Origin of the sequence: Prevotella sp. P6B1 (genome assembly GCF_000702825.1) — a bacterium.
Taxonomy (GTDB): domain Bacteria; phylum Bacteroidota; class Bacteroidia; order Bacteroidales; family Bacteroidaceae; genus Prevotella.
The window spans coordinates 1-24,953 of record NZ_JNKF01000012.1; the positions used below are offsets into that span (position 1 = coordinate 1).

At 40.2% G+C, this 24,953-nt stretch carries 23 protein-coding genes and 1 pseudogene; all 24 read right to left on the reverse strand.

Annotated elements, in window-relative coordinates:
- Nucleotides 1-656: 656 nt before the first annotated feature.
- A complete protein-coding gene (locus T495_RS0106875) occupies nucleotides 657-1,028 on the reverse strand; it encodes a four helix bundle protein (RefSeq protein WP_033148127.1) in 372 nt (123 codons plus the stop codon).
- 49 nt (nucleotides 1,029-1,077) lie between these two features.
- Complete coding sequence (locus tag T495_RS0106880) at nucleotides 1,078-1,494, reverse strand: WbuC family cupin fold metalloprotein (protein ID WP_033148128.1); 417 nt, start codon at nucleotides 1,492-1,494, stop codon at nucleotides 1,078-1,080.
- A gap of 180 nt (nucleotides 1,495-1,674) precedes the next feature.
- Nucleotides 1,675-2,128 (reverse strand): annotated as a pseudogene (locus tag T495_RS15580) (UDP-GlcNAc--UDP-phosphate GlcNAc-1-phosphate transferase); the annotation flags it as partial.
- Between the two features lie 4 nt (nucleotides 2,129-2,132).
- Nucleotides 2,133-2,576: an ATP-binding protein gene (locus T495_RS0106890; RefSeq protein WP_081832046.1), complete on the reverse strand. Its 444-nt coding sequence runs from the start codon at nucleotides 2,574-2,576 to the stop codon at nucleotides 2,133-2,135.
- Between the two features lie 37 nt (nucleotides 2,577-2,613).
- Nucleotides 2,614-3,543, reverse strand: a complete 930-nt coding sequence (locus tag T495_RS0106895; RefSeq protein WP_033148130.1) for a DUF1848 domain-containing protein — start codon at nucleotides 3,541-3,543, stop codon at nucleotides 2,614-2,616.
- A 9-nt stretch (nucleotides 3,544-3,552) separates the two neighbouring features.
- Complete coding sequence (locus tag T495_RS0106900) at nucleotides 3,553-5,607, reverse strand: hypothetical protein (protein WP_155993498.1); 2,055 nt, start codon at nucleotides 5,605-5,607, stop codon at nucleotides 3,553-3,555.
- Between the two features lie 35 nt (nucleotides 5,608-5,642).
- Entirely contained in the window at nucleotides 5,643-6,644 is a 1,002-nt protein-coding gene (locus tag T495_RS0106905) for a 3'-5' exonuclease (protein WP_197020356.1), read from the reverse strand.
- 49 nt (nucleotides 6,645-6,693) lie between these two features.
- Nucleotides 6,694-7,644, reverse strand: a complete 951-nt coding sequence (locus T495_RS15155) for a hypothetical protein (protein ID WP_155993500.1) — start codon at nucleotides 7,642-7,644, stop codon at nucleotides 6,694-6,696.
- A gap of 40 nt (nucleotides 7,645-7,684) precedes the next feature.
- On the reverse strand, nucleotides 7,685-8,587 hold the full coding sequence (locus tag T495_RS0106915) for a hypothetical protein (RefSeq protein WP_155993502.1): 903 nt from the start codon (nucleotides 8,585-8,587) through the stop codon (nucleotides 7,685-7,687).
- Between the two features lie 732 nt (nucleotides 8,588-9,319).
- Nucleotides 9,320-10,339, reverse strand: a complete 1,020-nt coding sequence (locus T495_RS0106925) for a hypothetical protein (protein WP_033148134.1) — start codon at nucleotides 10,337-10,339, stop codon at nucleotides 9,320-9,322.
- A gap of 14 nt (nucleotides 10,340-10,353) precedes the next feature.
- Nucleotides 10,354-11,280: a hypothetical protein gene (locus tag T495_RS15160; protein ID WP_051651901.1), complete on the reverse strand. Its 927-nt coding sequence runs from the start codon at nucleotides 11,278-11,280 to the stop codon at nucleotides 10,354-10,356.
- Nucleotides 11,264-12,502 (reverse strand): AAA family ATPase, encoded by a 1,239-nt coding sequence (locus T495_RS0106935; RefSeq protein ID WP_033148135.1) that lies wholly within the window; start codon nucleotides 12,500-12,502, stop codon nucleotides 11,264-11,266. Before T495_RS0106935 ends, T495_RS15160 begins: the two co-directional genes overlap by 17 nt.
- A 729-nt stretch (nucleotides 12,503-13,231) precedes the next feature.
- Nucleotides 13,232-13,666: a hypothetical protein gene (locus T495_RS0106945; RefSeq protein WP_033148137.1), complete on the reverse strand. Its 435-nt coding sequence runs from the start codon at nucleotides 13,664-13,666 to the stop codon at nucleotides 13,232-13,234.
- Nucleotides 13,667-13,704: 38 nt separating this feature from the next.
- Nucleotides 13,705-14,766, reverse strand: coding sequence for an N-6 DNA methylase (locus tag T495_RS0106950; RefSeq protein ID WP_033148138.1), 1,062 nt, complete (start codon nucleotides 14,764-14,766; stop codon nucleotides 13,705-13,707).
- A 3-nt stretch (nucleotides 14,767-14,769) separates the two neighbouring features.
- Nucleotides 14,770-15,702: a hypothetical protein gene (locus T495_RS0106955; protein WP_051651902.1), complete on the reverse strand. Its 933-nt coding sequence runs from the start codon at nucleotides 15,700-15,702 to the stop codon at nucleotides 14,770-14,772.
- Nucleotides 15,695-17,575, reverse strand: coding sequence for a hypothetical protein (locus tag T495_RS0106960; protein ID WP_051651903.1), 1,881 nt, complete (start codon nucleotides 17,573-17,575; stop codon nucleotides 15,695-15,697). Before T495_RS0106960 ends, T495_RS0106955 begins: the two co-directional genes overlap by 8 nt.
- Entirely contained in the window at nucleotides 17,559-18,461 is a 903-nt protein-coding gene (locus T495_RS0106965) for a hypothetical protein (RefSeq protein WP_033148139.1), read from the reverse strand. Before T495_RS0106965 ends, T495_RS0106960 begins: the two co-directional genes overlap by 17 nt.
- Before the next feature lie 228 nt (nucleotides 18,462-18,689).
- Entirely contained in the window at nucleotides 18,690-18,992 is a 303-nt protein-coding gene (locus tag T495_RS16150; RefSeq protein ID WP_369793236.1) for a WbuC family cupin fold metalloprotein, read from the reverse strand.
- A 257-nt stretch (nucleotides 18,993-19,249) separates the two neighbouring features.
- Nucleotides 19,250-20,344: a hypothetical protein gene (locus T495_RS0106975; RefSeq protein ID WP_081832047.1), complete on the reverse strand. Its 1,095-nt coding sequence runs from the start codon at nucleotides 20,342-20,344 to the stop codon at nucleotides 19,250-19,252.
- Between the two features lie 219 nt (nucleotides 20,345-20,563).
- Nucleotides 20,564-21,163 (reverse strand): hypothetical protein, encoded by a 600-nt coding sequence (locus T495_RS15165; RefSeq protein ID WP_051651904.1) that lies wholly within the window; start codon nucleotides 21,161-21,163, stop codon nucleotides 20,564-20,566.
- Complete coding sequence (locus T495_RS0106985; protein ID WP_033148141.1) at nucleotides 21,124-21,552, reverse strand: hypothetical protein; 429 nt, start codon at nucleotides 21,550-21,552, stop codon at nucleotides 21,124-21,126. The genes T495_RS15165 and T495_RS0106985 overlap by 40 nt, the downstream gene beginning before the upstream one ends.
- A complete protein-coding gene (locus tag T495_RS0106990; protein WP_033148142.1) occupies nucleotides 21,545-21,937 on the reverse strand; it encodes a hypothetical protein in 393 nt (130 codons plus the stop codon). Before T495_RS0106990 ends, T495_RS0106985 begins: the two co-directional genes overlap by 8 nt.
- 522 nt (nucleotides 21,938-22,459) lie before the next feature.
- A complete protein-coding gene (wecB, locus tag T495_RS0106995; RefSeq protein WP_033148143.1) occupies nucleotides 22,460-23,626 on the reverse strand; it encodes a non-hydrolyzing UDP-N-acetylglucosamine 2-epimerase in 1,167 nt (388 codons plus the stop codon).
- 51 nt (nucleotides 23,627-23,677) lie between these two features.
- The gene (locus T495_RS0107000) at nucleotides 23,678-24,952 is read right to left on the reverse strand and encodes an NAD-dependent epimerase/dehydratase family protein (RefSeq protein WP_033148397.1); all 1,275 of its coding nucleotides are present in this window, start codon (nucleotides 24,950-24,952) and stop codon (nucleotides 23,678-23,680) included.
- Between the last annotated feature and the right edge of the window lies 1 nt (nucleotide 24,953).

Below are 24,953 nucleotides of genomic sequence, written 5' to 3' on the forward strand. Positions count from 1 at the left end.
TTGAAATGCTCTTTTTAACTTGCTCATTGTTACATTTTGGTTTGCCATATCTCGCTAAAGGTTTTGTATTTCCTTCGGCAAAGATAGTAATTTAACTTCAATGGCAGAACCGAAATGAACTTTTGGTACCGATTCGAGCGCTACAGCGGTACCGATTGGTGCGCTACGCTGGTACCGGTTGGAGTGCTATGGTGGTACCGATTGGTGCGCTACGGTGGTACCGATTCAAGCGCTACGATGGTACCGTTTCGCCGATATTATCAGTTTCTAAATTTCTTTTTCATTTTTGCTTCACTAATTAATTGAGTTAAAAGTATTATTGTGTTTTGTATAACACTCCATTTCTTATTTTTAGTAAAGCCTTTCAAGGAACCTTTTTTATTTTGGGGTCTTGGGTTCGAGCCCCAAACGGATCACAGCCCCATTTCTAGTTAGGCATACATGTCCCCTTTCATCTACCTAGTTTTTTAACGATAATCTTTAGAAAAACTTACAGCGCTTGGCTATTCATAGTCAGGCTGTTCATACCGTGCCCTACTTAACCACAAAGAGGCATGCGCTCCTCGCACACACCTCTTCACCCCCAACTATTATCTATCATCTATTATCTCTTAACTAAATTATTATCTATCATCTATTATCTCTTAACTAAATTATCATCTATTATCTCTCTCTCCGTTCTCTTTGGTTTTCTTTATTATCGCCGTCAACAGTTTCAGCAGTTCATCGTTATCAACCTTCAGCGAGTTGTACTCATCATCGGTAAAGTAGCCAGCAGAATGTATCACATCTAACCAATAGTCCGTCTCACCAGCCTCTTTCAGTGCAATATTCAGTTTGCTTATAAAGTCCTTACGGCTTTGAGCATACAGTCCTTCTCGCACATTTGCTCCGATACTAGTTCCACATCGCAGGATCTGTTTCGACATTACCGTCTCTTTCTTCTTATCATTCAGGTATCGATAGCATTTTGCAATTCTCTTTGCAAATGCCAAGCTTTTCTCCCCTACGATACTTTCCCGCGCCATAACAACTATTATCTTTTATCTATTATCTATTAACTGATAGAATTCCATTTCACCTCGGTTCGAACACCTCACTCCCATCCTCACCGTACTTTCCATCCTTCCCTTCGTATATCACCGAAGGCTCAATCACCTCTACCGTATGCCACACCCCTTTCGGCACCTGGCAGCCGTAGGCGCCATCCTCTGGGCACAGATGGATGCGCTCCGCCTCCTTCAACGTCACCTTGCCATCCGCCAGAGTCACCTCCTCATACAGCACCTCATCCAGTCTACCCTTAATGAGGATTACGTTCTCATTACTCATCGGATGCCTATGGATAGCCACTTCCGTTCCTGGCAGCATCGCATTCAGCATACGCTGCGAGCCATCCTCTGCCGATGTCCTCAGGTCCAGGTTTGTCCTCAGCCGAGGATTCCCCTTCGCCGCTTCAAACAGCCTTTCCAGTAATTCTTGGTTAATCGTCATTTTTGTAAAGTGTATAGTGGATAGTTTATTGTTTAAAGTCAGTTGAATCAGTTACAACCTCTTTACCCTTTTGGTAAGCAATTAGCTTACGGTAACCGAAAACCTCCATATTGTTTCAACTTTAAACTCAATAACTGACTTTAAACTTTCAACGCTAAACATTCAACTTTATTGCTTCTTCAGCGACGCCAGATACGACAAGTCCTCCGTCTGCACTATCAGCTTTCCAAGAGCGAAAAGCATGATAAAAGCTATTCCTATGCTCCCCACATCCCCTGCAAAGCACTTCGCTTTCCCTTTCGGGCGGAAGTTAAAAATGCAGAACACGAGCACCCCGATGATATCGCCAGAGCATAGCCCGCCGTGATGCCGTTGATACCATCCATAAAGTTGATGATATTCATACCACCAACATATACGATGAGCGCAGCTACAATTATCAACCCCATCAACACATAACTCATCAACTGACTATCAACATTCAACCCTAAACTCTCAACTGAGAGATTGTCGAATGGCTCGACCTTTCATTCGGCTTATCAATGATGTTGCACTTATCCGCAATGCGGAAATAAACCAGTTCTGCAACGACCAGAATCACTGCTATAATTCCATATGTAATCCACATATTCATAATTTTATTTCTTTACATAATATCCACCTGTCTTCTTACTACCACGACGCTCTATCATATTCAATTCAAGAAGCACATTTATATGCTTAACAATGGTTCTGAATGGTTTGCCAAGGTCGTCCGCTATTTTGGTTGTATTATAACCCTCGTGAGCCTTTATAAACTCAAAGGTCTCTTTCTGGCTATCGTTTAATTGACCATTTAATTGACCATTTAATTGACCATTTAATCCGCCATTTACATCACCATTGCCTACCACTTGTCCTGTAGCAACCTTCGCCTGCCTAATGGTAGCATACACCATAAACTCATTCTGCCTATACTCCGGTGCAGGCAATCCTGCCTCCGCCATCTCACGAAACATCCTGTCCACACCCTCGCCAAACTCCTTCACCAACTTGTACGACCGCATATACAACGCAACCTTCGGGTTCCTCGAAAAATGCATCCATAAAATCACCCATGCCTCATCACACTACATACGCCTAATCAAACAGCCCATGAGCCTTTAACAATTTGACCGTTCTATCTTTTATAATATCATCATCACCAAGATTCCCCACTATCAAGGGCGAATCTATATGATGCGACTCATGCTTGTGCAGTACTTGGGTCTGACTAAAATTAGCATAGCAATACAAGCAATGATGCATACATGTGTTATATTCACCGATGTCAATACTTTCCACACAGCCACATTCCTTTCGCTGGTTGGGGTCTTTCTTCACCTCCAGATGATAACCGACAATTTGCTCTATCAACTCTCGGTCAACACAATGACCATGACTCACACCCTGTTTATCTAAATCAATGGTCTCAGCGCAACTCTGGATTTTCAAGTCCAAACCCTTACCTATTGCAGCAAACTCAGTCGCTATCCTACGCATTGTTGCCTCATCAGGTGCATACGCACCAGTGCCAGACATATTCCGCTCTGTTTTTTTATATAAATCAAGGAAACTGATGACGCATCGCTGGGTATAGCCCTTCAATATGGAAGACAATTTCTCAAAATACAACAAATGATAGTCCGTATCTATTTCGTTTGTGAAAAAGATAGGGTCATAGCGCCAAACGACTCTCTCTGGCCCAATCTTGTCCGATAGCTTTTTAAAGACATCTATGATACCATTTTTCCTAGCTACTGCCGTTTCTATATTTTTTCCATAAGGGTTCAATGTAAACTGAAAATAGTAGTGATAATCCTTCAATTCATCCAGCTTACTCATCATCGGAGCGGGATTCTTTGTCCAGAACACAATACAGTCGGTAACCTCTGGGCGAATATCTATCCTGCTCACTTGGTGATAGCTCATGGGATTACGTACGCAGGCATACCCTTCCCTTATCCTATTCAGAAACCATTCAGAATAGAATGCCGGTACATCTGTTCTCCTGCTTACACTAAGTATCATAAACGATTATTAAAAGACCTCACGAAGCTTTCTTTCTATCAATGCAACATCAACGTCTTTATATGTATTTCGTAGCCACGACCTTCTACCTGTAGCATTCTTGTTCCTATAGAAATAGTCGCAGAGTTTTGTGACCATCTCATGATACCCTAATTTATTTTTGCCTGTGAACCACTTATAGTCTCTGTGAATCTGTTCTTTTATCCACTCTTCTTTTGGCAAGCATTCCACAATTACATCCCACGGGTCTGTGATAACTCTTTCCTTTTCTTTAGTGGGTTCTTCCGTAAATGGCAACTGTCCGGGTGCTGTTCGCATTAAAGGCTGGAGAAGTATCTTTAATCCCTCCAGTTTTTTCTTGCCTATACCTTTTATCTTTCCGATTGCCTTCAAGTCGTTCTCATCAATAGTACCTCGCCCCTTCTCTACGATTGCAAGAATCTCTGCTTGCTGAGAACTTGTTAGCTTTAATGGCGAATCTTTGAGCAATTCCTTTATTCGATTATCTTTTGAGCTTGTCTCAATAGTTCTCTTTGTAGATGGGCTCCATGCAGTAGTAGGCTTCTTTACCCTCTCCTCTTTCTGTAATACTTCCTGATAACTGTCTGCAACAGGTCTCTTGGGCACCTCTCGTCCTGTCATTACTTCGTATGCTCTTACATAGCAGTCTATTACCCGTTCTTGTTTGAGACCAAGCATGACTGGGAAAGTCTTGGGCATATCAACATAGCCTGTGCTAACACCCCAAAGGCCGAATGCAAGTCCATAGTCCTCCACACCTGTCATCTGCATGTACTTATACATGTCATCAATAGTGTCACCTTTCAAAATGTAGATAGCAAGTGCCCTTAATGATTTATCATGAATCCAGTTGGGATCAAAAGGTTCTGAATAGGCAATGTTCCTTCTTAGACGATCCCAATATTCCTGGCACTCAGAACCTTCCCAAGTGATATCGGCTTCTTCATACACTTTCTTTACGAACTTGGTAGCATCATTAGCAGTTTCCAGTTTCTGCGTCCTGATGCGGTCTATCGACAACCATTCCGTATTATTCATCATTTCGGCCAACACCCGTTCGTAAAGCCTCATACTTTCATCAGAGAAACCTGCCGTGTAACCATCTACACGTAGCATATCACTATCATCCAGTCTCTTCACTTCAGTATATTGTTTCAATATACCTTGAGTGTATTCTGTTATCTGGTTTTTATAGTCTGCCCAATCCCTACTTGTAGCATAATAAACATCAAAACGGGGATTGAGTCTGATTCCCTGCTCAGTGGCGAAAGTATCCATCGCCTGCCTCTGAACACCAAGCCTCTTTAACTGCTCCTCAAAGTTCTTGCCGTCTTTGACTGATGTGAATGTTCCCAACACCAATTTTTCCCATCTCTGCTTAAGTTCTAATCGGTTGGGGTCATTGGCGTTGAATATCTTTTTCAGATTTTCTACAGTATCAACCATTTCCTTGGTGGGGTTTTTCATCCCTGCAAGTGCTGTTGCCAATCCATAGATATGTCGTTCGGCACGTAAAAGAATTGCCAGTTGGGGGGTGAGCGAACATGCCTTACCCAAATAATAGGCAAAGGCAAACCCCTTCAGACTATTCACCTTACGGTCTCTTAATATTTCCGTTGATAAATCGCTTATAGTAGATTCTGCCGCAAAGCCCGATGATGAAGGTGCTGGCCTAACATCAGATATAACGTCAAAAGCATAGCAGCCCCACATTTTATTAGCCAAGCTGCTTCGGCATATGAATATAGTTTCCTTCGCATCATCCACCGACTTAAACAATATTCGGCAATTCCAAGGATAGAGTCTGAGAGTGCTGCTGACTGTATGCCCGCAACTCACACTATTACCAATCAACTGGCTATTGTCCTCAACTAAAAACTCAATATATGCGACATCCTCTTCTGAATCATCAACTTCCTCCGACAAATACAGTTCATAGTCTGACGTATCATCATTGGCATGGTCAAACCTATTGTAACCATACCCTCGCCTCCCGTAGAAAGCCGCTGGTGATATACTCTCAGAAGAGAGAATATTATCCAAATTCGAGCGTAAAACCTTAATATAATATTTCATTACTAAATCTTGTCAAGTGTTGTCATCTGCTCATAACAATCAGAAGTCTCCGGTGGGAAGAATGCTGTATTTATATGACCAGTGTACCCTATATATAAACGATTCCAGGCGCGAGTTATTGCCACATAAAGTGTCTTTCTTCTCTGTTCCTCGAAAAGATTCTCACAGAATGGGATAAACACATCGTTAAATTGTAATCCCTTAGCACTGGTCCATGTTAATATCTTCGGAGTTGGTGACTGGAAATCCAGTTCATTCATGTCAGTTGTGTCACTGCTCATCTTTGCTTCCGAAGGCATACCGTGGGCATCAAGATATTCTTTCACATACTCCACGGAGATATGGCTGTAGGTATCATGACTGTTAGCTGCGGTTTGTTTTGTATTCATTGGAACCAATATACCCACCCTCGTCAAGTTGCGGTTCCTGATGATATTAATCATGGCATCAAGTTGCTCATTGATGTTGTTGCCTGTAAACAGTTGCGGTTTGGCACCTTCTCTTTCGCAATGAGTCACGAGGTCGTGTGTCTGCCCGACGTATTCTGCTAACACTGCATTTTGTTTGGTCAAACGATAATTCTTAAACAGTTCTATCGGATCAACACCAACCATTGCTGCTGTTTCTTCAACTGGTTGCACCTGAGTACGCCAACCGTATATTGACTGTTCGCTGTCGCCAAAGAAATAGCAATACCGGGCATTGTCTATAAAGGTCTGTATTTCTGCCCTACTGAAATCCTGACACTCGTCCACGAAAATATAATCCACTGGCTGCGGTATCCAATCGGCATGATGGAAAACCTTTTGTTCATCTATGCCAAGAGCCAGGAAACCGTCTCGGAAGTATCGTTTCAAAGCCTTGGTATACACAATAAGGACAGCTCTTTTGTCATCACGAACTCTGCCCAGTTTGTGTAATGCAATCAACGACTTGCCCGTACCAGCCTTGCCTTTTACCGCAAGGTGGTCGTGGAACTTGTCTGTGATTATCTTTATCTGCAAGTTGTCAAGTCTAGCATAATCCACATAGAAATCTCCATCCATAGCCTACTTATTTTGAATTGATATCAAATGCATCTTTCACGCCTTTACCGCCAATCATGGCACAATATTCATTATTATCGTTTACTCTATAGTAACTATCTTTAAGTGCTGGGCAGACAGCATCTGCAACCTCTTTATGTGCCACCATACAATATGACAACGACTCAGAAGTAAACACATTGCCATAGAATGTCTCTACAGGATAGCAACGGTTCTTGCAGTCAACACCTTTTGTGTGACATGGTATGGGCACAATGGCAGAGGCATCATCATGTGCTGCCAGAAAACTGCGTAACCCTTCTGTAAGGAAAACGGGCATATAGTCGTTCCGACCTTTCCATGTGGGTTTGATAGGAACATCCGATACCAACATGACACCCTTTCCATCTAAATGTGGATATAGCCCCTCCATGAACTGTCCAATCGGGTTCTCACTAAAAATTCCCCTTGTACACAGTTCATTCACCATCTTCATGGAAACAATAACATCAAATCCTTTCAGGCAGCTACAAAAAAGATCAAAATCCTTTCTGTCCTTCATCGGTACAGGAGAATAGTCTGGGCTTGGAACTGTCTCAAACCGCTGCTGAACCGCTGGGTGCTCAACTATCTTCTTCAACATATCAACTGCATTGAAGTTTCCGTCGTAAGCCACTATGTCTAGAATCCTAATCCAAGGCAATTTCTCGGCTATCGCTCCCATCAGTCCCAACAAATCACCGCCAGTGCCACAACCAAAGGAAAGAAGTCTTAAGGTATCCCTATCCTTCATCATATTCTGGTACTCGGCATTCTCAAATAGGTTGCAGAAAATACAATACGACTCTGTATAGCTCCGAGGAAAGTAAGTACCAAGATACCGTTGGTTTTCTTTCTCTCCGGAGTTCAGGTTGTCACGTGCAGCAATCCTGTCAGGTTGGTAATAGCCGCCCAACGTCTCATATATGAAACTATGCAACCATTCCGGTAAGTTTTCAGTTGTATTCATAGACATCAATTCAATCTTCTATTGTAAAATACACTTGCTTTGACTTACAACAATCTATACCTCCATTTGCAGGATTATTGGGCATTGGGGTAAACAATAAGTTTCCAGTTTCTTGCTGCCGCCACCTATTATTATATGGAACAAAAGTGTCATTGGGGAAATGGAATCTCCTTCCACGCAAAGTATAGCCAAATCTTTTAAGACAATTCATTATGTATTCCATCATTTGTACAGCGGTGTCTAGCTGACCATTATGCCCATATAAACTTATATCATTAAAAAAGACTCTTTTTACATTAGCATGAATAATGAAGTCAACAATTTCGTCAGCAAACACATTCCTTGAACCTATTGCAGAATTCTTTACATAGTCTGATAACAGATAGTTCATCACAAGCATATCAACCCTTTGTTCGGCAAATGGTTGGAACGTTGTGAACAAATTAGTATCGAAGAACCGTAAGATATGCCCCGTATCACTTAGACATGTGCGACTCATTTGTTGTACATCATTCCATATCGAGTTTAAATCATATCCTTGATAATCAAGTTGAATCTGCAAATTTCGATGTCGTATACCATGAATAATACCATAAACTTCCGAGCCTGGTCCACATCCTAATGATACAACATTCAGTTTTGTTATTTGTCCAAAGGTTATGAGTCTTATTACATATTCTATCTCTGAGGCAAATCTATTGAAAAAACGCATTACATAATAATATGTAATTTTATGGCATGGATAAGCTCTGATAGTACCATATCTCTGTATAGCGGCCATACATCTTGAACAATCACCCTCAAGACAACCAAACCTTTGGCAATAATGATTTTCTGGGCAATCATTCCCGCAAAGAGAATAATTCAACCATTTGGTATGGCATTCCGTATATAGATTCAGCAATTCCTGCATATGCAATCACTCTTTATCAAATACCACACGAAAACCATTTTCTATCTTTGTATCCTAATAGACATGAAATTAACCATACTACTGATTATCCTTACAGTATTATAGAACATTTCTATCAAGAAATAGCAAATAAAAAATCTGCCTGCAATTATTAACAACAGTTTCAAGAATAAAAATATTGAGGGGAGCGTAATCTCAACAAACGAATAGTCGTCCAGCCTAACGCTAAAGAAGTTGTAATACATGACATATGTGCATATCAATGCCAAGGCCCATATACCAACTATCACATTCTTTCCAACCAGCACATTAAACTGTTGGACATAGTAAAGAGATTGTTTCTGCCATAGTTTTTCCAGTGCATTCTCATATCTTATTTCTTCTACAGATATCTCAATACTGCGAGTTTGGTCATTTTCTGTTGTCTCCACTCGATAATCTCCATCCTTTTTCCTAGATGGAATATAAAATTTATCTAGAGCAAATACCAATGCTGTGAGAAAAAGCCCTATTAAGATAGCAAGAATCGACGCTCCCAATTGAAGGAAATCGTTATTATATCCTGCAGGAAGTGATATCAATACGATGAAAGAAAGCGGATAAGATAGTAAAAGCCTTCCATTCCTTCGAATGAATGGCTTTCTTCGATTATTTATATCCAACGTCTCACTTTCACGTGCCTTGGAATATACAAAACATATAAACGAGCTATGTTTATCTGGACGCATGATCTTATACGAATAAATCTGGTCTTATCTCTGGTAGCACTTCATCTTGAAAGAGATTTTGGCACAACATATTTAGTTCATCAAATTCAGGAGTGTCATCATCATTATAATTATTTATTCGTCCTTCAAGATACACAACAGGTATTACATTCAGATTCTCATCATCAAAATCAAATGTTCTGTCAGTCTTTGAGAATGGACTGCTTAATTTCATTCTCTTAGATTCAAAATTTATCAGACGCTCTGTTTCATTCTTTTGACGATTAAAACCCAGTTGTTCCAAAAGGTTCCCCATTCGAGACTTCGCATTTAATGAAACATCCCCGTCTTTAGGTTTAATCTCAATTTTAACATCATATAATTGCTTATACGAACTCATGCCTTTCCCTGTAAACACTTCGTCCAGATAAGTATTGCTAAATTCTATAGACTTGATGATAGCCTCGTCTTGAAACTCTTGCTGAAATGATTTGGGGCAGAACATATTTAATGCTGGACGTTGGAAATTTCCTCCTTTAAAAAGTCGTTCCACATATAATTTGAATATGTCTGTTATCGTTTCCTCCTTGCTATTTGAATGTATGATAAAACAACCTTCATTATGGTCTAACGGCAAATAAAGAAGAAAATAGTAATATCGGAGAATGGTTTTGTTCTTTCCAAAAGCGCTTGCTTCTTCAGTATCTACCGACGAGTCGCTCATCATACCATCTCTACCAAATCTGCCACCATTGATAACACCATAAATGATATTCTTCTTTACATCAACAACAGGTTTATGTTCTAAATGTTTATTGGAAGCAGTTTTTATTAGCTTCAACTGTTTCTTGATGTTTTTATCTTTTGCCTTCTCCGTTACCAATTGACTCATAAAATGATCAAACAGCTTATTCATTATTTGAGCATCAGTACTTGGCTTTCGCTGATACAATTCTTGTATTGCGAAATCGCGAAAGGTTCTATACTCCAGATCTTTAGAAACCAATCTCAGTCTGTAAAATTCCAATTTAGGTCTTAAAGCCATCTCGAATCCTATTTTTATTGTTCTGCTATCGAAGCCCAAAACTCAGTATCACCCTCTAGAAGATCCACTTCATTCAAGAATGTAACTACCGAAAGAAGTGCCTGCCTAACATCTTCCGTCCTATCCTCTATTTCATCAGCAAGGACAAGTTCATTACCCTCAAACTTCCCTTTGTACTTCTCAAGAAGGGTATTCAAAAGCATAACCAAATTATCGTCAATAAATACATCCTTGCATTTATTAATACACAATTCAATATATTTTAACGCATCAGGAACAACTACTCCATCAGAATCATTCAAAATAGAAAGCAACTGCAAAATCCATTCATAGTTCACCACCTCCAAAGGAGTCTGCGAAGCGTCCAACCTTAAATATAATATGGCGACAGCCCGACTGATTTTCGAATCGTCTCCCGAATTCAGCAAATCACTGATATTGACAGCATGAGGTTCTCTCGTCTTTTCGTTCCTTAACGCCTCAAACATGTCATGTGTCAACTTATCCGCGTGAGTAATCAGCAACTCACAGCGATATTTTTTCAAAAACTCTCCAGCCTTTTTGTCAACTTCCCGATTTAGCAATTGACTCTTAGGATAAGAATATACAGCTATCCTGCCCCAACGCGACAAAAAATCATTATCCTTAAAAAGACTGTGTTTGAGAGTCTCCTCCAATTGGGTAATGGCGTGGCTCACATCACTACCTTTAAGTTCCACAAAGACTTCTGCAACGTCACCACCTTCTTTTACAAGAATCAGGGCATCGCACTTGTCTCCTTCGGTAATGATATAGTTATCCACCTGATAACGCCAGCCCTCCATCGGCGGATCAAGCGAGAGGACGTATTTAGAACGCTTCTCACAACACACGAATTGATTTCTCACTCCATGATCAACAGCAGTGAAGCCATTGTCCGATAGCTTATCGTATGTCTCCATAAATGACTTCGTTTACCTGTGATGCCTTGCGATTTATTTCTTGCGAGATACTATCCAAATAGTCGCCATCAATAAAACCACTTTCTTTATCCAAGATATCCTTTATCGTACCATGGTCAGCACAGTAAGCACCAAACTTATTAACCGGCAACAGATAATCATCACTCAGCATTCCCTCCTTTTCAATATCAGAATTGTGTGCCACAAAACTCCTAAGCAGTAGGTTCACGGTTGATAGAATATAAGGGCTATGGGTAGTCATCATCACGTAATTATCCTCACCCGTCCTTTCGTTGGTCTCCTTGATAGCTTTGACTATTGCCAACACCAGTTGGTATTGTGACTCGGGGAATAGATTCTCTTCCGGCTCTTCTATGAAAACGCAAGAGCGACGGTAAGTGACAAAGTTCGTTGCCAGTTGGAGTGCTGCATCTTTTAGGTGGATTTCTGTAGTATCTCCACTTGAAGCATCCATCACAATACGGGCTATTGTATTGGTAATTTCTTCGGGAGATACACTCTTTCGCGTGCCAGCTTTCCTCAACGCGCCAAGTATCATTAGCAGCATAGGCAGAGAAGACTGAATACCACTTGAAGTAAACATTGGCTGAATAGGAACAGCTTTATGTCCTACCTCCACAACAGGCATCCGTTTGGCATCGTCATAGTAATACCGTGTCTCACGATCGAAAGGCATCACGAGCGGATTGTTCTTTGTAAAATAGTGCACTCCCTCTTCATCACCATATTCAAATATATAGTTAAAGAGCATATCATATCTGTCCGAGTTAAAATCCTTGCGGATGTTCTTGGATGCATATACTAAATTGCGCTCCGCAGGAAGGAAACAGAGTTTTTCGTTAAAACGTTTCTTGTCAAAATCCTCCACTTTCGTAATCCTTACATTATTTGCCTTCTTGTCCAAGTCAATTGATACACAGTCGCCCTTGTAATGTATTTCACTTTTCTCAGAGAAGAAAGAGTCGCCTAAGCGGAAGAATTTTGAGAGATTCTTAACAAACATCCCATTGTGGGTATACTTATTTACCACCTCTTGATCACCCGTCATTATAGTCTTTTCAAGCCACTCGCAAAAGCAGAGTACCTTCATGAAAGTACTTTTACCCATGCTCTGTTTACCAATTATTAGCATCACAGGCTTTACAAATATCACACCTGTATCTTCTAACGGACCAATATTTTTTATTTGAATTCTGCGCATATAAATATCTTTTTCTGCAAAAATAACGATTTCTCGTCATTCAAATTTCAATCATTACGTTTTTTTATGTTTCTTTAATAGTCACCTCCACAAGCCTGACGCCTGTCAATGACAACTTTCGGTTAACGATTAATTGTTCACGGTTCACGGTAAAAATCATGAACCTTGAACCATTAACCCTGAACCACAATTCCTTCACCATGAACCTTTAATCATTAACCAAAAGTGGACCGTTAATCATTAATCTTGAACCATGAATCGTTATTCGTGAACCATTCACCCTTAACCATTAACCATAAAAGGGCATAGCCTCATCAGCCACATTCCTTTTCCAATCTCCTTCATCCTTCTTTTCAAGCCCGCAGAGCAAATAGTCTGCCCGCAGCCGCTAGCTTTTATATTCATTATCAAACTTTTCTGCATCGAACTTATATACCGAATACCGTTCCTTTAGCCTTTTCGAAACATTATAATTCAAGCCCAGGCTCGATAGGAAGTACTCTAGATCGTTATTTGCTACAACAATGTCATGACTACTAACATAGACATAGAGGTTAGACGTTTTTAGCTTATCAAACATTATTCGGAATTTATTGATATCAATAATCTCATTCTCTTCCAAATTGCCATTATGTAGCAGCAGAAAATCATCGATTTCTTTATCAACAAGATTAAGCATTGCCTTAACTTTACTTATTACGTCTTCCTTTATTGCGATATGATTATCATCTATCTCGCCTTAAATAAAGACTTATATGCTACGTTATCACTATTATCAACAAGATGCCCTTCATTATCAATCATTCCAAGCGACTCAACTGCCATAACATAGTACAGGTGAATAGACCTATACATCAACGCAAGACGCTGCTTTGCCTTAAATATCCCATACGACTTAGGACAGAAATCTGAGAACAAATAGAAAATCATACCTGCTATGTATCCGTAGCAAACATTATCCAAAATTACTCTAAAAGGATGTAGTAAAGGAATACTTATCCCCAGATTTGCAAATGGTACTGCAGGAAATATGAGTGCAAACAAAAGAAGAAACCAGATAAACTTTTCTTCTTTAATCAGCATCACTCTAATCTTCCAAAGCATTTTCTTATTAAAAGCCTTTCGTGCCTTTATTCGAGCTTTGATTTGTTTTACAGTTTCCATAATATATTTGCTTCATTTTTTAGAATGACATACTTCAGTCATTTAAAAGTTCCGGCTTTGTAAGATTCTGCTACCCCAAACGCCGTTTTCAACCTCTGAACTGTAGTATATCTAGCCCCGGTTCCTTTATAGAGTTGCTCAAAAGCGGGCCAATGTTCAAGGATTCTCTCTTTTACCACTATTGCCTCCTCCGATGTTCGAGTCTTTAATAAAGCAACACAATCCGACAAGACGTATTCATCTTGATTATCCAGCACCACTATTTTACTCCTATTCGGATTACAAACTCGCGGAATGACAACACCAAAGCCAGAAATGGCATTATACGATGTCAATATCTTATTTACCTTGACAAGTTTACCATTCTGCATATTTGTTGTATGGATTAATCGCTTGGCATTCTTTGATTTACTTACTTTTAAGCCCTGCATTCTAATTGCACCTCTAACAACATCCTCGATTGGTAAGTCCAGAAAAGGGTTTATGTTACTTTGGCACTTCCTTCGTATATCCCTGTTACCAACATACACCAGCACTATACATGGCGAGCATTTCTTCGAAAAATATACCCTTTCTGGCTCTTCTAATACACATGCATAATGACTCTGTCGCAAATAATCCCATGCTTTTTTGTCTTTATCAGAGTAAACACAACTGATTGGCAGAATGGCATACAGTCCTCCTTCCGTAGAAAGATGTTCTAGAGCCCGCATCACAAATTTCATGGCGGTACTCACCTTAAATACTTGTCCTTCAAATTCAATTGTCTCAACTATGCTACCCTTACATGTAAAGGGAGGGTTCATCATAATGAGATCAAACAAGATGTCCCTTATGAAATCAACCTTGTTTACTGATTCATCATCTTCAAAGTCGCATACAGCCAGTTTCCAATCTGAATGTTTTTCTTTCAAGTTCGCTATAACGTCATTACATATATCCACGCCATAACATATTGCATCTGGATATTTGTCCCTTGCAGCTCTTATGAGTTCCCCATCACCAATACAAAAATCAGCAATCCTTTTTACATGATCTACATCTACGTAATCAGCTAATTTTGTGGCTAAAGGGGTGGGCGTATAAAATGGATCTATCACTTTTCAGTTTTCATTAAGAAGTTTTGTAACGTTGCACGACAATATCTTTCCTATTCCGTCTGTACGATGAACGCTTCTCTTCGGATTATCATACAATAGTTCAACTTCGTCTCTATGCTTGATAGCATATAATATCGCACCAATAGCATGCGGCTTTGTACCGATAGGCGCAACTATCATATAAGGATTTGTATTGTCTTTGGCTATTTGATCAAGTGTCAGATATGCATCAACAATCGAATTGGCTTCTGCATATACAACTTCTTGCCAGCATCTCTTGTTACTCAAACTATGTCTGTTTCCATAATAGGTCTCGTATGGATACCCCAATTGATACCCAGGCACTCCAACAATTGGCCTAATACTAGCTGGAGATGGTTGTTGATCCTCAATAATGAAAGTCAACCTACCTCCTTCAAAACCAAGCAATGTCACAAATAGAGGTTCTTTCTTGGGAGCAAACACTTTTTCAAGACCGGGCAATGAATATATGTCCCCTACTGCCTCCGACAAATCTTTATGCAAGCCCTCTTTCTGAAATTCCTCAATTTTATACCGTGCCGGTTCAGAATACACTACATGTATTTCACATCCGATTTTAAGTCCAGTAATTAATAAAGGAGCTACTAATCTGCAACTCATTCCTGTTACTTCAAGATACACACTTTTGGTATTATAACTTTCGACAAAAGCTCGAATTTCATTCGAACCAGTTAAAGGTATTACTGAGCCATCCCTTTCTATTTTCATCATATCCTCTTCAAGAAGACTGATTTGTTCAAATACAGTTTCAGAATTATTCTTCCTTAAATGAGGCGCACAGAAATCACTTCTGCTTTCTGCATCATGAGCATAAAGGTACAATGATTGTGTAGGCAATTTAACTTCCTCAATATAGTCCCAATGCTCAGTATATTGGTAGTCTCGATTAATCATTGTCGTCAAAAATATCAAAAAAATCCAACTGTTTGGGTTCAGCAATCCTCTCTGCTGGTACAATATTCTTTCTTCTTAAAATGGCAGATACACCTTCTGCCTGATTATCTATACACTTCAAAAATTCTTCATCAGAAATAGGAATCTTCCGTTTTTTCCTAAAACTATACCCAAAATATGGCGCAAATATTGGATGAAGAGAATACATATAATCTCTGACATCCGATTTGCTGCTCAACTTATTAGCAGGCATTCTGACCAATGCCAAATACATAACTCCTGCTGATAATAGTTCTACTGTTCTTTCCGATACTTTTCCTTCTATTTCAAACTGAACGATTTCTGGTGCAAGATTATCGCCATCTTTAGCCAATTGCCCAAAAACGGTGCCGAGCGACTGCACCATTCTTGTTAACTGAACTCCTTTCTTTGTTGTTCCATCCAACTCAGTTAAATTTTTCCATCCCACATGTTTTGCAGCCTTGGTTTGTACATCAAGCGGTATTGGTTTTGAAATATCGCCTCCACTACGAAGATGGTAAAAATAGGCCTTATATACCAACTCCATCAAATATCTGATGTTTCCATTAGATAATTTCACGAATGTGTTCCATCCTGCATAGTATTTTGAAATTTCACCGCTTCCTCGTCCTCTTTTTATTTTAAATAGTAAACTGTATCGATAATTTTCATATCTTACATTCCAATTTTTTCTATTCAGCTCAAAGTCCTTCACTATTGCTTCAAGGTTTTCATTATGGCAGATCGTCCAAAAATACAAGAAAAATTTATATAATGGATGGATATTTAAATCTATTCCCTTTTCTTGTTCAAATTCAACAACCTTTTTACAGTATTCATGTTCCTCAACTCCCCATTTCTGCCCCTCTTCTTCTATACTGATTGAAGTTAGCACCTCATCCATGCACGCAAAGGGCATCCCATCTTCATATAAATTCTTTAGTCTAAGAATACATACATCTTGAGCAAACTTATCAAACAACGTTCCGTTTTCCTTGTCAGTAAAATCACGAACGATATCAAATAACACATAGTCGGCTGGGTCATTAAGCACCTCGTCATCATTTAAAGTCGTTTTTACCCTCCAGCCATTTTCCCTAACTCCAATTTTAAATGTATATGATTCGGGAACATGTTTCAGTAATGAGTTTACAATAATTTGCTGGTAGTCAAGGAGGTTTTCATACTCATCTATTAAAAAATAGAATGATTTATTTCTAAACTGTTTTAATTTCAATGATTCCTCGGTAACCAGTTTTATTGGAACTCCTGACATAGAAAGATTCGGCATATTTCCATCAGCAATATTATTGATACTGCTTTGAAATATATAAAGAGCTGTTTCTATTTCATTAAACAGTTCGTCAGAACTGCATATTGTTTCCGACAGTAGCAAAGTTGAAGCAATAAGTTTACATGCATTGGGTGAGAATTGTTCATCTTCGGGCGATAAAGATTTATGCCAATTTATAAAATATAATACCTCATAAGTAAAAATCAGATTAATATAATGAGAAAAAATAGGAATCCATTTTTCTATACTAATGTTTTTCCCAGAAAATACCGTAACATGATTCGTATTGGTTCTACAATATATGCCAATATATGGAACTTTGTCAAATTCCGCCAGACTTTGATTGTTTAGGGCATACTGTCCTTGGTATGACAATCCTTTTAAGACCGTTGTTTTGCCAGTTCCCCTACCTCCGATAAGTACGCAAGGTCTCCTGTCAGTTAATTCATTCAAATAGCTTGGAGTCGCGAAAAATTTAAAAATATCTTCGTGAAGCCATTCTGCTCGGTAATTTCCAAACAATTCGTCAAGCAGAACTAATTTATCTTTTGTATCCATGCTGATAATGTTTTTTAATTAACGGTTTCCATGTATCAGAATTCCAATAAAAGAAAGCCGGACATGCATCTGGTATGCCATTTTTAAAAGCCAATGCCAATCCCTGTTCGCAAAATCCCTTTGCATCTACAACAGCCGCTCCATCTGTTTCCGGAATACCTTCTTTTTTAACAATCCTCTTATATAAATCCATCCACTTATCATATAGCTTATGGTTTCCTTTCCAGCATAATCCGTCAACGTTAAACAAACTATACTCAGGACCTAACAAATGAAGATAAACCAGATTCAAGCCTTTGCAATACTTTTCTATAGCCTGTTTTCCCATCTCGTTTACAACCAATGGAGCATAAACTACCCGATGCTGTTTCTCATCAACAATTTCCGAAATTGAACCAAACTGCCCTTTCCACAATTCATTCCATGCTTCGCAACACTGCGCTCCTGTTCCTACAAAATCATCGACCAGAATAACATTAAGTGGTTTTTGTGCTCCAACAAGTCGCTGCACCATAGTATATGGATCTACAATATTTTCATTGGGAATATCAAGTTTATCGCGCAACTTGCTTGTAAAAAACGTACCGCTATGAACAAAACCCTTATCATCACCTGGTATAAAACTATATAAGCAACCATTAATAAAACTTTCGTGCGACCAATTTTGATCATGTTTTTGGAAATAGTATCCACATTTTCCAACTACAGTCTTCAACATTTGATCCACATGAAGTTCGGGGATATAAACAAAGAAATCAAGAATGTGTTTTGCTATTTGTCGATCTTCTCCTTCTTCAAAATTCTCTAACCATCTTTTATAGTTAAACTCGGAGGTTAGCGGCCATAGCTGAACATCTTGGTAATACTGATATTTACTGTAATCCATAATCTACTTAATTATCATTCCTCCTTCGCCCTTTCTTTGTGGCCAAAACAAATAAGCGCAAAATTGCCAAAGAGCTTTGATATATTTCATTTCTTTGGCAATTCAAGTATTCCCTCCACCTCATGCTCCACACGCTCGACCTCTGGTCGCTCATTCGAGCTTGTGAGTCTTGAGAACGGCCCCTCCTTGCATTCAAATATCACGCTATCCGGCTCCAAAGCCTCTATCTTATGCCCCCCCTTTCGGAATATTCACACCATATCGGCCATCCTCACTACATAACACCACATCCTCGATAATCGTCCCATCATCCCTATGAGTAGTCACCCGCACCTTCCCTCGCAGAATCACAAACGTTTCATCTTTTGTGGGACGTTTATGTATAGGGACTTCGGTCCCTGGTTCAACCGCATTCAGGAATCTATGGCACTTTTCATCCAGGCTCTGATGAAAGTTGTAGTTCATCCTAAGCCTCGGTGAAGCCTTTGCTTTTCCACAAACCTTATCGAGCAACTCCTTTCCTATAATCATATCACCCTGCACAAAACATACGATACAAAGAACCTCAGTCCGTCCTCTGCTTACTGTCCTCAAGTTCTAGTTTGTCCTCAGGCTTTCACTTGTGCACAATTTCACGAACCACAGGCTTTTCGTAATCTTTTAGCTCACTACGATCAATGGAAAGGCTCACACTCTCCACTATTTGTGGACTTAAAGAAGCATCCGATGTTTGTATAGTATATGGGCCACAATACTGTATTGTAATAACTCTACTCATAATTAAAAATTCAATACTTAATCCACCCAGAACCCTTTGGAGTCAAGTTAAACTTCAGGTTCAAATTCGAATCTCGCCAATATGCAATAGTAATGTCATTATAAAACACTTTTGCTGCGTATGGACTCTCTATAGAGGCCAACATGCATTTCACATTTAATGCTTGTTGCTGAATTACATTAACTTGATTTGCTATTTGATTGTATATTGCTTGTTTTTGCGCATCTGGTAGATTTGCAGGCAAATTGATAACAGGAATACTATTAATAGCCTTCGACGCGTTAGGATTTGCCAGCACTTCGTTTACTACGTTGAACGGTTCATTACATTTCATCTCTGCTTCATAGTCAAGCCACACCTTCCATAACAACCCTTCAAGTTCTGCATCTGGCATAGTAACAGGCAGCCCCATTTTCTTAGCTTCTAAACGCCCTACTGCATATCCATGATGATAGTAGGAAGAGTTTAGTGCCTTGGCAATTTCCTTTATCTTCTTATTGTTTTTTATATGGAAACCAAGCATCTTCTCACTTAACGAAAATGATAGCCGCTGGCTTCTTTTCGACCTTCCTATATTCAAAGCACCCACCTGCTCCATTAGTGGTGGTATTGCAGTCTTCATCTGCTCTTTGTCAGCTTTTACATCAGCCTTTAGAAATTCAATATAGTTTACAATATCCTCAGGGCTGAATTCCAGTTGTTCTGTTGCTCCCGATGGAGTTCTATGCGGTGCAGACAACTGAGGATCAACAGGTCCAATATTTGAGTATGGGTGCATCACCAGCTCATCTGCTCCTAGTGAGAGGATAGTGGCAGCGCTATAAGCTACATACGGCAGTAATACTGATACTGTTTCAAAACGTTCCCTTAGCAGCCCCATAATTCTCAGAGATGTTATTGGGTCACCGCCATTACTGATAATCAGGAAGTCTATACTCTTCTTCTCCTTGGGAATTAGTTCAAGCTGGTCAATTATAGGGCGAATAGAATCGCCAGCCATCTGGCTACCCATTCCAGGACGAATTGAAGTCACATACGTCAGCAAAGGTCTTCGCCTTTTCTGTACAATCTTATCAAAGATCTTTTTTCTCTCTGTATAGCCCATATTTTTAGATGATTTCTACTTGTATATAATCGGATGTTTTTCTCTTCGACATGAACCCTCACCCATGCGTCCAGCGCTTTCCCCGCTGATTTCTCTTCGAAAATCCGTCATGCCGTTGTCCCGTCATGCCAGCCTATCTTTGCCACCATTTCCTCCGCGTTAGTGCAGGACCTTCCTCCCAACCCCACAACACCTCTCTTCCTCATTATAACCATCATTTCAGAATACGCCCAAACTTGCAAGAAAGCCAGGTAAGCATTGATCTGGTAAAAGAAACGGGATATCATGGCCCTTGTACCGCATATTCCCAGGCTGCGGTTTTTGAGAAACCAGTTTGCTGCGATCAGCATATTTTCGCTTCATAAAAACAAACGGGATACCATAAGATTCACTTGGATTATTCGCTTTATCCATCACATCGCCCCTTCGATGAAAGATATCGAAACTCTCACCTAGTTTACTATGATATACGCCGTCAGCTATGATTCGGGCTGCATGCGTCCAATTACCGTCTTTTTGGTATAGAGCAACTTTATCATACCCAGCTTCAGGCAAATCATCATTACATACCTCAAATCCAAAATACCTGAACGTCTCAACCAATGAATTTGGGGCGGTATCCAGGGGTATGTGATTGGGCCACCAAAACCATGCTATATCTCTACCCGTAGCAATCCATATATCTTGATAACCAATAGCAAAAGCGATACAATTGTATTTCTTGTCTTCATCGCTATTGACCACAAAAGCTAGGTCATATTCAAGGTCAGGATAATGACCTATACATTTATCCCTTTCTTCTTTAGTATTTCCAGCCATACCTTACATACAAAGTCTAAAGGCAAATAGCCCTTATATTCCATCTCTCCTTCATAAATCTTGTCCAGGGCATGTACAAGAGGCGTTGGTCCCTTCTCCAATTCCCTGAATATGAACGGTACTGCATCCTCTTTCATATCTACTATAGCATCGAAATAAGAACTTGCAAAATTGTTCACCGACATAAAAGAAGAATCTCTCTGCCACCCTGCTAAGTTTGACACAAATTCGCATTCCACCTGACTACTCCTTGTATCCAAGGTGGTAACTCTGTCTGAACCACAACTTGTCGTTAAGCCAATTTTAACGGATACGCGAGAGAAGTCCTCTTTCAATTCATCGTCTTTGAAAGAGAATGGAGTTGATTGATTGATGTTAAAATCACTCATGCTTAACCAATGCTTTAAAGGGATAGGCTTGCAGCACATTATCATTAACCAAGACCACAACCTCATAATCTCCAGGATTATTCAAGGCTACTCCCTGAATATTTGTACACATAGCAAGACGCACGTCCTTACCTCCACCGTTATGCTTAATCTCCAAGTGGCCTTTAATTTCATGCAATGGTTTCGCATCACCAGCAGGTTTAATCCTTACTAAAATATCAAAGCCCCCTGACTCTTCATGAGGGAAGAGTATTTTCAACGCCAAGCCAAGCTGACCACGCCAAGGAAACTTCTCTGAAACTATATCCTCAAATGTATTAACAATTGTGAGCCTCCCATTGGTATTGAAAGCCCCTTCACATAATGTAAAAAGCTCTATTCTCATAATTTTGAACAATTTAGAATTAGCACTACTTATTTCATTGTATTCGTCCATCAATTTGGAATGTCACGCACCTGTTCCTTCGCATCCCCCTTGGCATAGTAATTTTCCGCAAGGCGCACCTTAAAACATTAAGATTCAGCACTTTACGAGAAGTTTTTAGTTTGTTCACATTTATGTACTCAGGGTGATTTTCGATGTCGACATCCCTTTCCGTTGGCAAATATACGAAATTTCTCTTTACTTCCAAACAAAAACAAGAAAAAATCGAATTATTACCAAATATCTCAAAAAAAATAAAACGCTAACCAAGTATTTCTACTTTGATAGCGGCTACCTTTTTATTTGGGGCTATTAGGGGTGAATGGTGGTGATGATTATTCATTCACATAGGGCCGAGGCCCTACGCTACATTATGAGCCCCTTACAGGGGCGATGGGTGATTGGATATATTGCCCCTACAGGGCATAAAAAAAGGCCGATGCAATGCATCGACCCTCTTGCGTATTCTCTAATTCTTGGGATTTAGAATTTTCTCCAGACCATTTTATTAACAACCCCCACGTAACTCTGAATGATGCGTACCACCTTGGTTGATACATTCTCATCCACGTAGTCGGGTACAGGAATGCCCTGATGACCGTCCTTAATCAGGCTTACAGCCACATCTACGCTCTGGAGCAATCCAATGGTATCAATACCACTCAGCACAAAACAACCTTTATCCAATGCCTCAGGGCGCTCTGTCGAAGTGCGAATGCAAATGGCAGGGAACGGATGCCCAACTGATGTAAAGAAGCTACTCTCTTCAGGCAGAGTACCAGAGTCAGAAACTACAGCAAAAGCATTCATCTGCAGGCAGTTGTAATCATGGAATCCAAGAGGCTCATGCTGAATCACGCGCTTGTCCAACACAAATCCCGACTGCTCCAATCTCTTACGACTACGAGGATGGCACGAATACAAGATTGGCATATCATACTTCTCAGCCATCTTATTTATTGCAGTGAACAACGAAAGGAAGTTCTTCTCCGTGTCAATATTCTCCTCACGATGAGCACTCAGCAGGATATACTTACCCTTCTCCAGTCCAAGCCTTGAATGAATATCGCTTGCCTCTATCTCAGCCAAGTTCTGATGCAGCACCTCAGCCATAGGCGAGCCAGTCACATACGTTCTCTCCTTCGGCAGTCCGCAATCAGCCAAATATCTACGAGCGTGCTCACTATAAGCCATATTCACATCGCTGATAATATCAACGATTCGGCGGTTTGTCTCCTCCGGCAGACACTCATCCTTACATCTGTTACCAGCCTCCATGTGGAAGATGGGAATATGCAGACGCTTGGCACCGATCACACTCAGACAACTATTCGTATCACCCAATACCAACACAGCATCAGGCTTCGTCTCTACCATCACCTTATAACTCTTGTCGATGATGTTACCCATCGTTGCACCGAGATCATCACCCACAGCCTCCATATAGATATCCGGATCTGCCAGCTTCAAGTCCTTGAAGAACACCCCATTCAGGTTGTAGTCATAGTTCTGACCCGTATGTGCCAACAGACAGTCAAAATACTGTCTGCACTTATTAATCACAGCTGCCAGTCTGATAATCTCAGGGCGTGTACCCACGATAATCAGCAGCTTCAGCTTTCCATCGTTCTTAAAATGCTTAATATCCATCTTATACAATTTTGAATCTAATTATTGTCAAATTTCGAGCATAGCGACCCATCAAACCTCCTCGAAGAACGTATCAGGCCGACTTGAATCAAATATCTCATTGCAGTACATCACCGTCACCAGATTCTCCGTCTCCGAGAGATTAATGATATTGTGTGTATATCCGGGCAACATGTGGATGCACTGGATGTTGTCGCCACTCACTTCAAACTCTATCACCTCATCAGTTCCCAACTTGCGTTCCTGAATCAAGCCATGACCGGCCACCACAATGAAGAACTCCCACTTGGTGTTGTGCCAGTGCTGTCCCTTCGTGATACCTGGCTTCGAGATATTGATGCTCACCTGACCGCTATGAACAGTATGAAGTAATTCAGTAAAAGAACCTCTATCATCCTCGTTCATTTTTAAAGGAAAAGCAATTTTTTCCTTTGGCAGATAACTGAGATAAGTCGCATATAATTTCTTTGCAAAAGCGTAATCAGGAATCTCAGGAACCGATGGAGCAGCGAGGGCAGAGTCATGCTCGCATGAACTATGCCGAGTCGCGACAGAGGTCGACCATTGGTCAATCATCAAAGTCTTAGGCTGTTCAGCGAAACTTTTCAAGAGCTCGACGATTTCACCAAGAGTCACTTTGTGGGTGATAGGGCAATACCTGTACTTGCCGAGAGGTCCAGGAATAACCTCTAATCCCTCGAACTCGCAGTGATGACCTTTACCCTGCAAGATGGCAATCATCTCATCTACAAGGTCATCAATGTAGAGCAGTTCCAGTTCTACACTTGGGTCATTAACTGTATAAGGCAGGTCGTTGGCGAAGGCATTGCAGAAGGTTGCTACCGCACTATTGTAATTAGGTCTACACCATTTACCAAACAAGTTTGGGAAGCGATATACATGCACTTCTGCACCAGTCTCTTTACCATATTCCAAGAACAAATCTTCACCAGCTTTCTTGCTTCGTCCATACTCGCTATTACCGAAACGACCAGTCAATGAAGCCTGCTGACTCGAAGACAGCATCACAGGGCACTTGTTCCCATACTTCTTCAATGTATCAAGCAGTGTGCTGGCAAAGCCAAAGTTGCCTTGCATGAACTCTTCTTGATTCTGAGGTCTGTTTACACCAGCCAGATTGAACACGAATCCAGCATCTTTGCAGAAGGTATCCAGCAAAGCAGGATCTGTATCAATATCATATTCATATATATCTTCAATGGCAAGGTCAGGAAATCTCCTGTCCTTACCATCTTTGATATTCTTTAATGCAGCACAGAGGTTCTTACCTACGAACCCCTTTGCTCCAGTTACAAGTATCTTCATA